At 68.7% G+C, this 14,275-nt stretch carries 14 protein-coding genes, 1 other RNA gene and 1 pseudogene; 11 read left to right on the forward strand and 5 right to left on the reverse strand.

Annotation, left to right across the window (positions count from 1 at the left end):
• From AC6RA4_RS15330 to AC6RA4_RS15350, 5 genes and pseudogenes are all read left to right on the forward strand, one after another.
• Positions 1-249, forward strand: a pseudogene (locus AC6RA4_RS15330) (CbbX protein); the annotation flags it as partial.
• The gene (gene rpe, locus AC6RA4_RS15335) at positions 246-947 is read left to right on the forward strand and encodes a ribulose-phosphate 3-epimerase (RefSeq protein WP_500161747.1); all 702 of its coding nucleotides are present in this window, start codon (positions 246-248) and stop codon (positions 945-947) included. The pseudogene AC6RA4_RS15330 and the gene rpe, both read left to right, overlap by 4 nt.
• A 3-nt stretch (positions 948-950) precedes the next feature.
• Positions 951-1,505 carry a thioredoxin family protein gene (locus AC6RA4_RS15340; RefSeq protein ID WP_500161749.1) on the forward strand — a complete coding sequence of 185 codons (555 nt, stop codon included), beginning with the start codon at positions 951-953 and terminating at the stop codon, positions 1,503-1,505.
• A gap of 58 nt (positions 1,506-1,563) precedes the next feature.
• Positions 1,564-2,229 (forward strand): phosphoglycolate phosphatase, encoded by a 666-nt coding sequence (gene gph / locus AC6RA4_RS15345; protein WP_500161773.1) that lies wholly within the window; start codon positions 1,564-1,566, stop codon positions 2,227-2,229.
• Positions 2,226-2,927: an HAD-IA family hydrolase gene (locus AC6RA4_RS15350; protein WP_500161751.1), complete on the forward strand. Its 702-nt coding sequence runs from the start codon at positions 2,226-2,228 to the stop codon at positions 2,925-2,927. Before gph ends, AC6RA4_RS15350 begins: the two co-directional genes overlap by 4 nt.
• Positions 2,928-2,946: 19 nt before the next feature.
• On the opposite strand, the gene AC6RA4_RS15355 is transcribed toward AC6RA4_RS15350, so the two are convergent.
• Complete coding sequence (locus AC6RA4_RS15355; RefSeq protein ID WP_500161753.1) at positions 2,947-3,546, reverse strand: SAM-dependent methyltransferase; 600 nt, start codon at positions 3,544-3,546, stop codon at positions 2,947-2,949.
• Between the two features lie 167 nt (positions 3,547-3,713).
• Between AC6RA4_RS15355 and AC6RA4_RS15360 the strand changes: the two genes are divergently transcribed.
• The 3 genes from AC6RA4_RS15360 to AC6RA4_RS15370 are packed head-to-tail and all read left to right on the forward strand — an operon-like array spanning position 3,714 to position 7,233.
• The gene (locus tag AC6RA4_RS15360; protein ID WP_500161755.1) at positions 3,714-4,916 is read left to right on the forward strand and encodes an ABC transporter substrate-binding protein; all 1,203 of its coding nucleotides are present in this window, start codon (positions 3,714-3,716) and stop codon (positions 4,914-4,916) included.
• A gap of 3 nt (positions 4,917-4,919) precedes the next feature.
• Positions 4,920-6,602 (forward strand): ABC transporter permease, encoded by a 1,683-nt coding sequence (locus AC6RA4_RS15365; protein ID WP_500161757.1) that lies wholly within the window; start codon positions 4,920-4,922, stop codon positions 6,600-6,602.
• Entirely contained in the window at positions 6,595-7,233 is a 639-nt protein-coding gene (locus AC6RA4_RS15370; protein WP_500161759.1) for an ATP-binding cassette domain-containing protein, read from the forward strand. The genes AC6RA4_RS15365 and AC6RA4_RS15370 overlap by 8 nt, the downstream gene beginning before the upstream one ends.
• Before the next feature lie 8 nt (positions 7,234-7,241).
• Here the strand turns inward: AC6RA4_RS15370 and AC6RA4_RS15375 are convergent, their stop codons facing one another.
• Both AC6RA4_RS15375 and nudC read right to left on the reverse strand, forming a co-directional pair.
• Positions 7,242-7,712: an SRPBCC family protein gene (locus AC6RA4_RS15375; RefSeq protein WP_500161761.1), complete on the reverse strand. Its 471-nt coding sequence runs from the start codon at positions 7,710-7,712 to the stop codon at positions 7,242-7,244.
• A gap of 50 nt (positions 7,713-7,762) precedes the next feature.
• Positions 7,763-8,722, reverse strand: coding sequence for an NAD(+) diphosphatase (gene nudC, locus AC6RA4_RS15380; RefSeq protein ID WP_500161763.1), 960 nt, complete (start codon positions 8,720-8,722; stop codon positions 7,763-7,765).
• A gap of 427 nt (positions 8,723-9,149) precedes the next feature.
• Here nudC and AC6RA4_RS15385 point away from each other — a divergent pair, with 427 nt between their 5' ends.
• Together AC6RA4_RS15385 and ffs are read left to right on the forward strand one after the other, a co-directional pair.
• Positions 9,150-11,126: a bifunctional 2',3'-cyclic-nucleotide 2'-phosphodiesterase/3'-nucleotidase gene (locus AC6RA4_RS15385; protein ID WP_500161765.1), complete on the forward strand. Its 1,977-nt coding sequence runs from the start codon at positions 9,150-9,152 to the stop codon at positions 11,124-11,126.
• A 70-nt stretch (positions 11,127-11,196) separates the two neighbouring features.
• Positions 11,197-11,293: signal recognition particle sRNA small type (gene ffs, locus AC6RA4_RS15390), an RNA gene on the forward strand.
• 223 nt (positions 11,294-11,516) lie between these two features.
• Here ffs and AC6RA4_RS15395 read toward each other — a convergent pair.
• Positions 11,517-12,029 (reverse strand): protein-tyrosine phosphatase family protein, encoded by a 513-nt coding sequence (locus AC6RA4_RS15395; RefSeq protein ID WP_500161767.1) that lies wholly within the window; start codon positions 12,027-12,029, stop codon positions 11,517-11,519.
• Positions 12,030-12,866 (reverse strand): KPN_02809 family neutral zinc metallopeptidase, encoded by an 837-nt coding sequence (gene ypfJ / locus AC6RA4_RS15400; protein ID WP_500161769.1) that lies wholly within the window; start codon positions 12,864-12,866, stop codon positions 12,030-12,032.
• A 167-nt stretch (positions 12,867-13,033) separates the two neighbouring features.
• Here ypfJ and AC6RA4_RS15405 point away from each other — a divergent pair.
• The coding region (locus AC6RA4_RS15405; protein ID WP_500161771.1) for a DNA polymerase III subunit gamma/tau at positions 13,034-14,275 on the forward strand (1,242 nt) is incomplete at its 3' end.

Here is a 14,275-nt window from a genome sequence, read left to right on the forward strand (position 1 = left end):
GGTGGCAAGCGTGCGATGGAGGAGTATATCGGGCAGCGACGCGTGCAGCCGCACTTCGCCAATGCGCGCTCGATCCGCAACGCGCTCGACCGGGCGCGGCTGCGGCAGGCCAACCGGCTGTTCGAGACCTCGGACGGCCCGCTCGACGCCACGGCGCTGAGCACCATCACGGAGGCGGACATCCGCGCCAGCCGCGTCTTCCGGGGCGGGCTCGACGTGGACCGCGCGCAAAGGGAGACATGCGCATGAGCTTCGACCGTTCGATCAAGATCGCCCCGTCGATCCTGTCGGCCGATTTCGCCAATTTCGGTGCCGAGATCCAAGCCATCGAGGCGCAGGGCGCCGACTGGGTGCACGTGGACGTCATGGACGGGCATTTCGTGCCCAACCTGACCTTCGGCCCGCCGGCGGTGAAGGCGTTCCGTCCGCATGTGAAGACCTTCATGGACGTGCACCTGATGATCGCCCCGGTGGACCCCTATATCGAGGCCTATGCCGAGGCCGGCGCCGACATGATCACCGCCCATATCGAGGCCGGCCCGCATATCCACCGCACCCTGCAGGCGATCAAGGCCCAGGGCGTGAAGGCGGGCGTGGTCCTGAACCCCGGCACCCCGGCGGAGGCCGTGGCCGATGTGCTCGACCTCTGCGACATGGTGCTGATCATGACGGTGAACCCCGGTTTCGGCGGCCAGAAGTTCATCCATTCCGGTGTCGAGAAGACCCGCAAGGTGCGCCAGATGATCGGCGACCGGCCGATCCACATCCAGATCGACGGCGGCATCACGCCGGAGACCGCGCCGCTGGTGGTCGAGGCCGGGGCCGATGTTCTGGTGGCGGGCTCTGCCGTGTTCAAGGGCGGCTCTGTCGACACGCCCGAGGTCTACGGCGCCAACATGCGCGCCATCCGCGAGGCCGCCGAGGGCGCCCGCGCCAAGGCGGCCTGAGCCATGCCGGTCGTCCCGCCCGTCTGCGATTTCGGCCGGCCCGCGCCGGGCTTTTCGCTGCCGGGCACGGACGGCCGGAACCACACCTACCGCGACATTGCCGGGCCGAAGGGCACGGTGGTGATGTTCATCTGCAACCACTGCCCCTACGTGCTCGCGGTGCTCGACCGCATCATCCGCGATGCGCGCGATCTGCAGGCGCTGGGCATCGGCGTTGTGGCGATCAGCGCCAACGACGCCGAGGCCTACCCGCAGGACAGCTTCGCCAACATGAAGGCGATGGCGGAGCAGAAGGGCTTTCCCTTCCCCTATCTCTACGACGAGGGACAGGGCGTGGCCCGCGCCTACGGCGCCGCCTGCACGCCGGACTTCTTCGGCTACGACGCCAACGGCGGGCTGCAATATCGCGGCCGGCTCGACGCCTCGCGCAAGCAGGCCGGCCCCACCGAGCTGCGCCGCGACCTCTTCGAGGCGATGAAACTTGTCGCCGAGACCGGGCATGGCCCGAAGGAACAGATCCCCTCGATGGGCTGTTCGATCAAATGGAAGCCCGCCTGACCGGCGGTCCCGCCCAGCCCCAAGCCACGAAGGACTGCCCATGACCGCCCCCGTGACCATGACCGCGATTGTCTTCGACCTCGACGGCACGCTGATCGACAGCGCGCCCGACCTGCACCTCGCCGCCAACCTCGTGCTGCGCGACGAGGGGCTGCCCGAGATCAGTTTCGAGCAGGCCCGCAGCTTCATCGGCAAGGGCGCGGCGGTGCTGATCAGCCGGGTGATGGAGGCGGTTGGGCTGGGCGACGATGCCGAGGAGCACGCCCGTCTGCTGGCCAAGTTCATGGCCCATTACGAGGGCGAGCCCGCCAACACCGTGCTGTATCCCGGCGTGGTGGACGCGCTGGCCCGGCTCGAGGCGGCGGGATATCCGATGGGGCTCTGCACCAACAAGCCCGAGGCGCCCACCCGCATCGCGCTGCGGCATTTCGGGCTCGAGCGCTTCATGCGGGCGGTCTCGACCGCCGACACCCTGCCCGAGCGCAAGCCCGACCCGGCACCGCTGCGCCACGTGGTGAACGCCCTCGGCACCGGCCCGGCGCTCTACGTAGGCGACAGCGAGGTCGATGCCGAGACGGCCCAGCGCGCCGGCCTGCCCTTTGCGCTCTATACCGAGGGCTATCGCAAGACGCCGATCTCGGAGCTCTACCACACCTATATCTTCGACCATTTCGACCAGCTGCCCGAGCTCGTCGCGCGCCACTCAGCGGGCGTGGAGGCATGAGCGCCCCGCTCCGGGCGTTGATCTTCGACGTCGACGGCACGCTGGCCGAGACCGAGGAGGCGCACCGGCAGGCCTTCAACGACACCTTCGCGCGGGACGGGCTGGGATGGCACTGGAGCCGCGAGGACTATCGCCGGCTTCTGAAGACCACCGGCGGCAAGGAGCGGATGCGCGCTTTCCTCGCCGAGACCGGGCAGAGCGGCAAGGGTCTCGACATCCCGGCGCTGCACTCGGCGAAGACGGCGCGCTATGTGCAGATCCTCGAGAGCGGTGGGCTTTGCCTGCGCGATGGAGTCGACGCGCTGATGGCGGCGGCACGCGCAAGCGGCATGCAGTTGGCCATCGCCACCACCACCAGCCGGCCCAATGTCGAGGCGCTCTGTCGCTGCTGCTGGGAAAAGGCGGCGGCGGAGGTCTTCGACGTGATCGCGGCGGGCGACGAGGTGGCGGCGAAGAAGCCGGCACCGGATGTCTATGCGCTGGCGCTGGAGCGGCTGGGCTTGCCCGCAGACGAGACGCTGGCGTTGGAGGACAGCCGCAACGGCGTGCTTTCGGCGAAGGCGGCGGGGATCGCCGTGTTGGTGACGCCGTCGGTCTATACCGAGGGCGAGGATTTTACCGGCGCCGAAATCGTCGCCTCGCTGGCGCCGGGTGACCTGCCGGAACGCTACCGCGCGGCGCTGTCCGTGGGCGTCTGACCGTCCGGCATGACCGCCTTCAGCCCGCAGGCTTGACCGCCACGAGGTCGATCAGCGCCGAGAGCCCCTTGTGCCCGTGGCCCTCGTCGAGCTCGGCCTCGTAGCTTTCGAGCACCCGGATCTCGAGATCCGCAAACGCCTCGCGCAGCAGCTCTTCGGTATAGAGGTTCTCCACCGCCTTCGGCCCGCCGGTGCCGTAGACCAGCTGCTTGGGCGTATAGCCGTGCAGCATCAGCACGCCGCCGGGCCGCAGCGCCCGCACCATGCGGGCAAAGAGCCGCCCCCGCGCCTCGGGGCCGACGAACTGGATGAACACCCCGAGCACGAGATCAAAGGCGGCCTCGGGCCAGTCCCAGGCCTCGAGATCAGCGACCTCGTAGGCCACCTCGACCCCGGCCTCCTGCGCCAGCTTGCGCGCCTTGGCGATGGCCGAGGGCGCGCCGTCCCACGCGGTGACCGAGAGCCCCTTCTGCGCGAGGAAGACCGAGTTGCGCCCCTCGCCATCGGCCACCGAGAGCGCGCTCGCGCCGGGCGTCAGCCACTCCTCGTGCTTGCGCAAGAACGTCGCCGGGGCGCGGCCAAAGACGTAGTCCTCGGTGTTGAAACGCTCTTCCCACATGCTTGCCTCTCCCGTCTGGCCTGCCGAAAAGGTAGCCGCCCATGGCGCCCTTGCAAGCGCGACACTGTAACCTTCCCCACCGGAAAGTCATTTGACGCCAGCAACGCGCCATTGCCATAAGCTATGGAAAATTTGGAAAAACACCGCACGACCGGGGAGGATCCCAGATGAAATCCATGCTTGCCGCCGCAGCGCTTGCGGCCGCGCTCGCCATGCCGGCCCTGGCCGATCCCGACCCGACCGACTGGGACGCGGTGACCGCCGAGGCGCAGGGCCAGACCGTCTACTGGAACGCCTGGGGCGGCTCGGACGTGATCAATGACTTCATCGCCTGGATCGGCGAGCAGGCGGCAGAGCAGGGCGTGACGCTCGAGCACGTGAAGCTTACCGACACCGCCGAGGCGGTGAGCCGGGTGCTGGCCGAGAAGAGCGCCGGCAAGGACGATGGCGGCGGCATCGACCTCATCTGGATCAACGGCGAGAACTTCGCCTCGATGAAGGAGGGCGGGCTGCTCTTCGGGCCCTGGGCCGAGGCGCTGCCCAACCGCGCCCTGACCGATCCCGAGAACACCGCGCTGACGGCGGATTTCACCGTGCCGACCGACGGCATGGAAAGCCCGTGGGGCATGGCGCAGCTGGTGTTCTTCCACGACAGCGCCCGCCTCGCAGAGCCCCCGCGCAGCATGTCCACGCTGCTGGCCTGGGCGCAGGCCAACCCCGGCCGCTTCACCTTTCCGCAGCCGCCGGATTTCCTTGGCGCGACCTTCCTGAAACAGGCGCTGATCGAGTTCTCGCCCGACATGATCGCCCTTGAGGGCCCGGTCGAGGATGCCGATTACGAGGCCACCACCGCGCCGCTCTGGGCCTTCATGGACGAACTGACGCCGAACCTCTGGCGGCAGGGCCGGGCCTATCCGCAGAACGGCGCGCGGCTGGTGCAGCTGATGGCCGACAACGAGATCGACATCGGCTTCGATTTCAACCCCAACGCCGCCTCCAACGCCATTGCCAACGGCCAGCTGCCCGACAGCGTGCGCAGCCACGTGCACGAGGGCGGCACCTTGGGCAACGCGAGCTTCGTCGCCATCCCCTACAACGCCAATGCCAAGGCCGGCGCCATGGTGGTGGCCGATATCCTGCTCTCACCCGAGGCGCAGGCCCGCATGGCCGACCCGGAGGTCTGGGGTCTTGGCACCGTGCTCGACGTGGCCTCCCTCGAGCCCGAGCAGCTGCTGCTCTTCGACCGCATCGAGTTTGGCCCCGCGACGCTCAAGCCCGAGGAGCTGGGCGAGACCCTGCCCGAGCCGCACCCGTCGTGGATGGTGAAGCTCGAGGAAGACTGGACCGCGCGCTACGGCGTCGCACAGTAAATCATGTCCCTGCTCCGGCGCGCCCCGGCCCTGACGCTGCTGGTGATGCTCTGCCCGGTTCTTGCCGGGCTGGCGGGCACGCTGCTTCCGGCTTTCGGCATTATGCCGGCGCTGGGGCGGGTCGAGCCGGGGCTGATGCCGTTCTCCGAGCTCGCCGCCTGGCCCGGACTGCCGCGCGCGGTCGCGCTGAGCCTTGGCACCGGGCTGGGCGCGACCCTGCTGGCGCTGGCGCTCACGATGCTGATCTGCGCCGGCTGGCAGGGCACACGCGCCTTCCACTGGCTCGAGCGCGCGCTCTCGCCGCTGCTCTCGGTGCCGCATGCCGCCGCGGCCTTCGGCCTCGCCTTCCTGATCGCGCCCTCCGGCTGGATCGCCCGCGCGCTGGCGCCGCTTCTCGGCTGGGAGCGCCCGCCGGACCTCTTGATCCTGCAGGACCCTTGGGGGCTGTCGCTGACCGCCGGGCTGGTGGTCAAGGAGATGCCCTTCCTGCTTCTGATGACGCTCGCCGCCCTGCCCGCCCTGCGCCCCGGCCAAAGCCTCGCCACCGCGCGCAGCCTCGGCTACGGGCGCAGCGCCGGCTGGCTCAAGACGGTGTTTCCCCGGCTCTACCCGCAGATCCGCCTGCCAGTCTACGCGGTGCTGGCCTTCTCGATGAGCGTGGTCGACGTGGCGATGATCCTCGGCCCAAACACGCCGCCGACGCTCGCCGTGCAGGTGCTGCGCTGGATGAACGATCCCGACCTCGCGCTGCGCCTGCGTGGTGCGGCGGGCGCGCTGCTGCAACTGGCGCTGACGCTGGGCGCGCTGGGGATCTGGCGGCTGGGCGAGATCGCCGTGGCGCGCATGGGCCGCGCCTGGATCGAGACCGGCGCGCGCAGCGCTCACGACGCCCCGGTGCGGGCGCTCGCCATCGGGGCCGGCGCGCTTTCGGCGCTGGCGATCATCCTCGGGCTTGCGGCGCTCGGCGTGTGGTCGGTGGCGGGGTTCTGGGGCTTCCCGGCGATGCTGCCCGATGCCTTCACCGCCAAGAGCTGGATGAAACAGGGGCCGCAGCTCCTTTCCCCCGCCGGCGACACCGCGCTGATCGCGCTTGTCGCCACCGGCGTGGCGCTGGCGCTGGTGCTGGCCTGTCTCGAGGCCGAGCACCGCTTCGGCCTGCGGCCCTCGGCGCGGGCGCTCTGGTTGCTCTACCTGCCGCTCATCGTGCCGCAGATCGCCTTCCTGCCGGGCCTGCAGATCCTCGCGCTGGTGAGCGGGGTCGACGGCACCTTGGCAGCGGTGATCGCGGCGCATGTGATCTTCGTGCTGCCTTACATCTTCCTGTCGCTGGCCGATCCCTGGCGCGGCTGGGACCGGCGCAACGCCCTCGTGGGTCACGCCCTCGGCGCCAGCCCGGCGCGGGTGTTCTGGCGCCTGCGCCTGCCGATGCTGCTGCGCCCGGTGCTGACCGCGGCTGCCGTGGGCTGCGCGGTCTCGGTCGGGCAGTTCCTGCCAACGTTGCTCCTGGGCGGCGGACGGGTGCAGACCCTGACCACCGAGGCGGTGGCGCTGGCCTCGGGCGGGGCGCGGCGGGTGATCGGGGTCACCGCGCTGGCCCAGACCGCGAGCGCCTTCCTGCCCTTCGCGCTGGCGCTACTGATCCCGGCGCTGGTCTGGCGCAACCGCAAGGGGCTGAGACATGGCTGACGGGTTGGTTCTGGAGAATATCGAGATCCGTCAGGGCGACCGCCGCCTCCTTGCGCTCGACGCCCGCGTGGCGCCGGGAGAAGTCCTGACCGTGATGGGCCCCTCGGGCTCCGGCAAGTCGACCCTTCTGGCGGCGATCACCGGCGCGCTCGACCCGGCCTTTGCACTCTCGGGTCGCATCCTGCTCGACGGCGAGGACGTGACGCATCTCCCGACCGAGCGCAGGCGCATCGGCATCCTGTTCCAGGACGAGCTGCTGTTCCCGCATCTCTCGGTCGGCGGCAACCTCGCCTTCGGGCTGACGCCCTTGCTGCGCGGTCGCGCGGCGCGGCGCGCGCGCATCGACCGGGCTCTGACCGAGATCGGGCTGGACGGCTTCGCCAACCGCGACCCGGCCACGCTCTCGGGCGGCCAGAAGGCCCGCGTGGCTCTGATGCGCACGCTTCTGGCCGAGCCCCGCGCGCTGTTGCTAGACGAGCCGTTTTCGCGGCTCGATGCGGCGCGGCGCGGGCAGATCCGCGAGTTGGTCTTCACCCGCGCGAAGGCCCAGCGCCTGCCGGTCCTGCTGGTCACACACGACCGCGAGGATGCCCGAGCCGCAGGCGGAGGGCTGATCGAGCTCGACGCCTAGAGGCGCCCTCAGCCGACTCGCTTGAGCCGGTCCTCGAGCTCCTTGGCGTAGTCCGCCATCTTCACCCGGAAGCGTTTCTCGATGCTCGACTTGCCAAGCTTCATCGACTGCACCATGAGCCGCGCCGACAGCGTCTTGGGATGCAGCGCCACTTTCATGCCCACGCGGGTGCGGCTGCGCGACAGCGCCACGAAGTCGATCTCGGTCACCGTCTCGAGCCCGCCCGAGACGGCGTGGTAGGTAAGCGCATTCGGCGGATCGTATTCGGTCAGGGTCACGTCGGCGGTCCGGGTCTTGCCGCGAAACGCGAAACTCGCCTGCCAGCTCATGCCGCGCGCAGTGCCTGCCCCGCCGTCGGAGGTGCGCCGCACGTCGATGCTGCGGCGCATGATCTGGCGTTCGATCTGCTCGAAATCGGTGGCCTGGGCGAAGACCTGTTCGAGCGGTGCCTCGATATCCTCGCGGGTGGTGAATTCCATCTGCTCTCTGCCCCGTTCTGCCTGAGGGTGTGTTGGCGGTCAGTCTTGCCTCAATCCAGACGGTCCGCAAGCCAGTTGCGCAGCAGGAAATTCGCGATCGATCCGCGCCTTGCCGGTTGCAGCGCCGGGTTCGAGCCATCGAAGGCCGCCGCCAGTTCCTCGCGGCTGACCCAGCGCGCGGTCTCGATCTCGTTCGGGTCGATCTCGATGGTATCGCTCTCGGCCTCGCCGTGGCAGCCGATCATCAGCGAGGCGGGAAACGGCCAGGGCTGGCTGGCAAGGTAGCGCACCGCGCCCACCTTGATGCCGGCCTCCTCGACCACCTCGCGCCGCACCGCCGCCTCAAGCGTCTCTCCCGGCTCCACGAAACCCGCGAGGCAGGAGAACATGCCCTCGGGCCAGCCCGGAGAGCGCCCCAGCAGGCAGGCATTGCCGCGGGTGATCAGCATGATCACCACCGGGTCGGTGCGTGGGAAATGATGGGCGCCGCAGGACGGGCAGATGCGCTGCCAGCCAGCCATGAAGACATCGCTCCTGGTGCCGCAACGGGCGCAGAAGCCGTGGCTCTGGTGCCAACCAAAGAGCGCGCGGGCGGTGGCACCAAGCTCGGCGTCGCGCGGGGTGAGCTGGGTCAAGAGCGCCCGCAGCTCGACGAAGCGCGCCCCCGGACAGGCCGGGTGGAGCTGCTCGGAGCTGTCGAGGAAACCGGCCTCGCCGGGCGCCTCGCCCTCCGGCTCCCAGCCCGAGATGTCATGGGAGAAGATGGCACCGGTCTCATCGCGCCCGAGAAACAACGGCTCGCCGCGCGCATCGCTCAGCACGGGATGGTCGAGCGGCAGGCGGCAGAGACCGGAATCGTCCTCGGAGATCAGGACCTTGCCCCGCCAGAGCAGGATCGTGCGTGTCTCTTTCGCCTGCATCAGCGCCGCCAGCGCCGGGATATCGCCGCGCAGCTCCGCCGCCCGGTCGAGCCCGGATCCGCCGAATGTCACCTCTTCCGCATGTCGCATGACTGCCCTTGCCCCCTGATTTTCTTCACACTGGCCCACGGGATCCCATGGCCAATCCGCCTCACCATGGCAAACCTGCCCACGCGATCCCATCGCAAACGCGCCTCACCGTGGCAAACCTGCCCATGCGATCCCATCACGACCACGCCTCACCATGGGAAACCCGCCCACGCGATCCCATCGCGATCCCGCCTCACCACGGGAAACCCGCCCACGCGATCCCATGCCCCGCCCCCCGCGCGATGGGAAACCGGCCCACCAAATGCCATGACACGCCCATCTCAGCGTGGCAAACCTGTTCGCGGAGGCCGGTTCCGCGACGGAACCCTCTCCTGAAGGTTGAGTTGCAGGGTTTTGTCTTCTCGTGTGATCTCAGTGTTGGAAAACTGGTCCAAAAGCGAATCGCGCATCAGCTGGAGAGCCGCCCATGACCCGTTTCAACCCTTCCGAACTCACCCGCCGTTCGTTCCTGGCGGGCACAGCCGCGGGCTCCGCCTTGATTGCACTGCACCCATATTCCGCCCGAGCCGCAGCCAACCAGGCACATCTTCGGATCATCGAGACGACCGATCTGCACGTGCACGTGATGCCCTATGACTACTATTCCGACAAACCGGTCGACACCGTGGGCCTGTCGCGCACCGCGACGCTGATCAACGGCATCCGCGCCGAGGCCACCAACTCCCTGCTGCTCGACAATGGCGATTTCCTGCAGGGCAACCCGATGGGCGATTACGTCGCCTACGAGCGCGGCATGAAAGAGGGCGACACCCACCCGGTGATCGACGCGATGAACGCGGTGGGCTTCGACGCCGGCACCATCGGCAACCACGAGTTCAACTACGGGCTCGAGTTCCTGATGAAATCCACCGCCGGGGCGCAGTTTCCCATCGTGCTGGCCAATGTCTCGAAGAGCCTCGGCGCCAACCCGCGCGAGGACGAGACGCTCTACAAACCCTATGTCATCCTCGAGCGCGAGCTCACCGACGGGGCCGGCAATGCTCATCCGATCAAGGTCGGCGTCATCGGCTTCACCCCGCCGCAGGTGATGAACTGGGACCGCAAGCATCTCGAGGGCAACGTGATGGCGCGCGACATCGTCGAGACCGCCCGCGCCTGGGTGCCGCAGATCGTCGAGGACGGTGCCGACATCGTCATCGCGCTGAGCCATTCCGGCATCGGCTCGGCCGATCACGAGGACGGCATGGAAAACGCCTCGGTGCCGCTGGCCGGCGTCGACGGGATCGACGCGGTGATGACCGGGCACAGCCACCTCGTCTTCCCCTCGCCGACCTATGCCGATTACGCCGCGGTCGACGTGGATGCCGGCACGATCCACGGCAAGCCCGCGGTGATGGGCGGCTTCTGGGGCTCGCATATGGGCCTGATCGACCTGCTGCTCGAGCGCGACGGCGATGGCTGGCGCGTGGTCTCGGCCACCACCGAGGCGCGCCCGATCTCGCAGCGCAACGAGGACCGCTCGGTCACCGCGCTCGTCGAGGATGCGCCAGAGGTGCTGGCCTCGGTCGAACAGGCGCATGAGGAGACGCTGGCCTATGTGCGCCGCGCCGTGGGCAAGACCTCGGCGCCGCTCTACAGCTATTTCGCGCTGGTGGCGGACGACCCCTCGGTGCAGATCGTCTCGAACGCGCAGACCTGGTATATCGAGCAGATGCTCGCAGGCACCGAGCACGAGGGGCTGCCGATCCTCTCAGCCGCGGCGCCGTTCAAGGCCGGCGGGCGCGGCGGGCCGGAGTATTATACCGATGTCCCCGAGGGCGACATCGCCATCAAGAACGTCGCCGATCTCTACCTTTACCCCAACACCGTGCGCGCGGTGAAGGTGACCGGCGCCCAGCTCAAGGACTGGCTCGAGCGCTCGGCGGGGATGTTCAACCAAATCGCGCCCGGCGCGCAGGATGCGGCACTGCTGAACCCCGACTTCCCGAGCTACAATTTCGACGTGATCGACGGGGTGAGCTACAGGATCGACCTGTCGCAGCCCTCGAAATTCGGCCCTAAGGGCGAACTCGAGGCTCCCGACGCCAACCGCATCATGGATCTGACCTTCGACGGCGCGCCGGTGACCGAGGACATGGAATTCGTCATCGCCACCAACAACTACCGCGCCTCGGGCGGCGGCAGCTTCCCGGGCACCGGCGACACCATCATCTTCGAGGCGCCCGACACCAACCGCGACGTCATCGTGCGCTACATCGTCGAGCAGGGCACGATCAATCCCAGCGCCGACGGCAACTGGTCCTTCGCGCCGATGCCCGACACCACGGTGCTGTTCGAGACCGGCCCCGCCGCCCGCGCCTATGCCGAAAGCGTGCCCGGGCTGAGCCTCGAGGATGCGGGCGACACCGACGAAGGCTTTGCGCTCTTCCGCATCGCGCTCTGATGCGCCGATCCCGGCCCGTGTTTGCGGGCCGGGGTTGCGAATCCGTTCCAAAGACCCTAGATCACGCCTCGAGAGGTTGGCGCGGGCAGGCGCCTCGCCAACCCGGTCAGGTCCGGAAGGAAGCAGCCGTAACGAGCCCCGCTTGGGTCGTTGTCCAGCCTCTCACTTCAGCCCTCTTCACATGAGCGACATGTCTCGAGATACGCGAGGGCGCCGCGCCGCCACTGGCAGTCCGAGCCATCTTCCCCCGGACAGACCCGCCAAATGCGGTGCAAGGCGGGTGTTTCCCCGCGTAACGACACCCCTGCATGAACCGGGGCCGTCCGCCCAAGATTTTTCGGACGAAAAATCTTAAGGCCAAGAAAATTATGCTAATTTTCTTGGCCCCGCTCAGTCGCCGTGCCGGTGGAACACGGCAGCCTGTCGCGGCGCTGCCATCGCCCAGTCCATCTGCGCCTCGGTCTCGACCGCGCAGGGCCGGACACCGCGCAGCCGCGACAATGCCTCGTCCGGCGCCTCGCCGGCTTCGATCATCAGCCGCAGCGCCACCATGCCAGACCGGCCGCAGCCGCCCCGGCAATGCACCAGAACGCGCCCGCCACCGCGCAGCGCATGCAGCGCGGCGCGGCTGACCTCGGGCCAGCGGGCCTCGAACTCGGCGCAGGGCACATCAAAATCCAAGATCGGCAGATGCTCCCACCGCGCGCCGTGATCGGCGACGAACCCACCGACCGAGCCCGCCCCGGCGGCCTCGAATTCGGCGCTGCTGACCAGCGAGATCACCAGCGACGGGCGCCAGTCCGCCACGTGCTGCAAATCGCCCACGATGTCTCCACCCGCGCCCGGAAGGGGCGAGATCGCAAGGATTCCATCCAGAACCCGGAGCGCGTGCAGGATCGTCATTCAGAGGCTCGATGCGTTGAACGTGTCACATCCGCCAATGCTGCCCGATTCGTAGCCTCTTGCGAACCAGCTTTCGCGCTGCTCCGAGGTGCCGTGGGTGAAGGTGTGCGGCTGCGGCACCCGCCCGGCGCTGCGCTGCAGGTGATCGTCACCGATCATCCGCGCCGCGTTCAGCGCCTCGGCCATGTCGCCCGGCTCGAGCAGCCCGTCGACGTGATGCGCCCAGACCCCGGCAAGGCAATCCGCCTGCAGCTCGAGCCGCACGGTGATGGCGTTGGCCTGCGCCTCGCTCGCCCGCTGGCGCACCGCGTTTACCTGATCGAGGATGCTAAGCTCGTCCTGCACGTGGTGCGCGACCTCGTGCGCGATCACGTAGGCGGCGGCGAAATCGCCCTCCGCCCCGAGCCGCTGCGACAGCGTCGCGAAGAACTGGGTATCGAGATAGGCCTTCTGGTCGAGCGGGCAGTAGAACGGTCCGGTCGCGCCGCTGGCGCCACCGCAGGGCGACGAGGTCGTGCCCGAGAACAGCACCAGCACCGGCGGCTCGTAGGGCGCCCCCACCTCGCGAGGGAAGATCTCGCTCCAGACCTCTTCAGTGGTGGCGAGCACCTGCGAGGAGAACTCCGCCGCCGCCTCTTCCTGCGGGGTGATTTCGCGCTGGGTGCTGGTCTGCGTGCTGCCCTCGAGGATCGGCGTCACATCGATGCCGGTGAAATAGCCAAGCGCCAGCACCAGCAGGACGCCGACGCCTCCAAGCCCGCCGATCGCGATGCCGCCGCCGCCCCTGCCGCGACGGTCCTCGATATTGCTGCTGCGTCTGACACCCCTGAGCCGCATGGGCCGATCCTCCTCTGTGGCGGCGCGACCATCACGCCACCGTGAGCCATGCGAAGAGAACGCCCCAGCGGGCGTTTGGTTCACCCCGATTTTCCGCCTCGCGCCCGGTTTACCTCGGACGGCCGCGCGCATACCTTGGGCGGGTCCCGTCACCCGGAAGGCCCCCGATGTCCGAGCAATCGCCCAAGTACCAGGTTCTCGCCCGCAAGTACCGCCCCGAGACCTTTGCCGATCTCGTCGGTCAGGACGCCATGGTGCGCACGCTCAAGAATGCCTTCAAGGCCGGGCGCATCGCGCAGGCCTTCATCATGACCGGCATCCGCGGCACCGGTAAGACCACCACCGCCCGGATCATCGCCAAGGGCATGAACTGCATCGGCGTCGATGGCGAAGGCGGCCCCACCACCGAGCCCTGCGGCCACTGCGAGCATTGCAAGGCGATCATGGAAGGCCGCCATGTCGACGTGATCGAGATGGACGCCGCCTCCAACACCGGCGTCGGCGACATCCGCGAGATCATCGACAGCGTGCATTACCGGGCGGCCTCGGCGCGCTACAAGATCTACATCATCGACGAGGTCCACATGCTCTCGAACAGCGCCTTCAACGCGCTGCTCAAGACGCTGGAGGAGCCGCCGGCGCATGTGAAATTCATCTTCGCCACCACCGAGATCCGCAAGGTGCCGGTGACGGTGCTGTCGCGCTGCCAGCGCTTCGACCTGCGCCGCATCGAGCCCGAGGTGATGATCGCCCTGCTGCGCAAGATCGCGACCTCCGAGGGCGCCGAGATCAGCGACGACGCGCTGGCGCTGGTCACCCGCGCCGCCGAGGGCTCGGCCCGTGATGCCACCTCTCTGCTCGACCAGGCGATCAGCCACGGCGCCGGCGAGACCACCGCCGAGCAGGTCCGCGCCATGCTGGGCCTCGCGGATCGCGGCCGGGTGATGGATCTGTTCGAGAAGATCATGTACGGCGACGCCCCCGGCGCGCTGACCGAGCTCTCGGAGCAATATGCCGATGGCGCCGACCCGCTGGCGGTGCTGCGTGACCTGGCCGAGATCACCCATTGGACCTCGGTGGTGAAGATCACCCCCGAGGCCGCCGAGGATCCGACGATTTCGCCCGACGAGCGCGCCCGTGGCGAGACCATGGCCGCCAATCTCGGGATGCGCGCGCTGACCCGCATGTGGCAGATGCTGCTCAAGGCGCTCGACGAGGTGGCGCAGGCGCCCAACGCCATGATGGCCGCCGAGATGGCGGTGATCCGGCTGACCCACGTCGCCGAGCTGCCGTCGCCCGAAGAGCTTCTGCGCAAGCTGCAGGACACCCCGCCGCCGCCCCCGCCGCCGTCGGGCCCCGGTGGCGGCTATGCCCACGCGCCCGCCGGCGGCGGCGCCCAGGCGACCGGC

This window comes from Salipiger sp. (assembly GCF_059781815.1).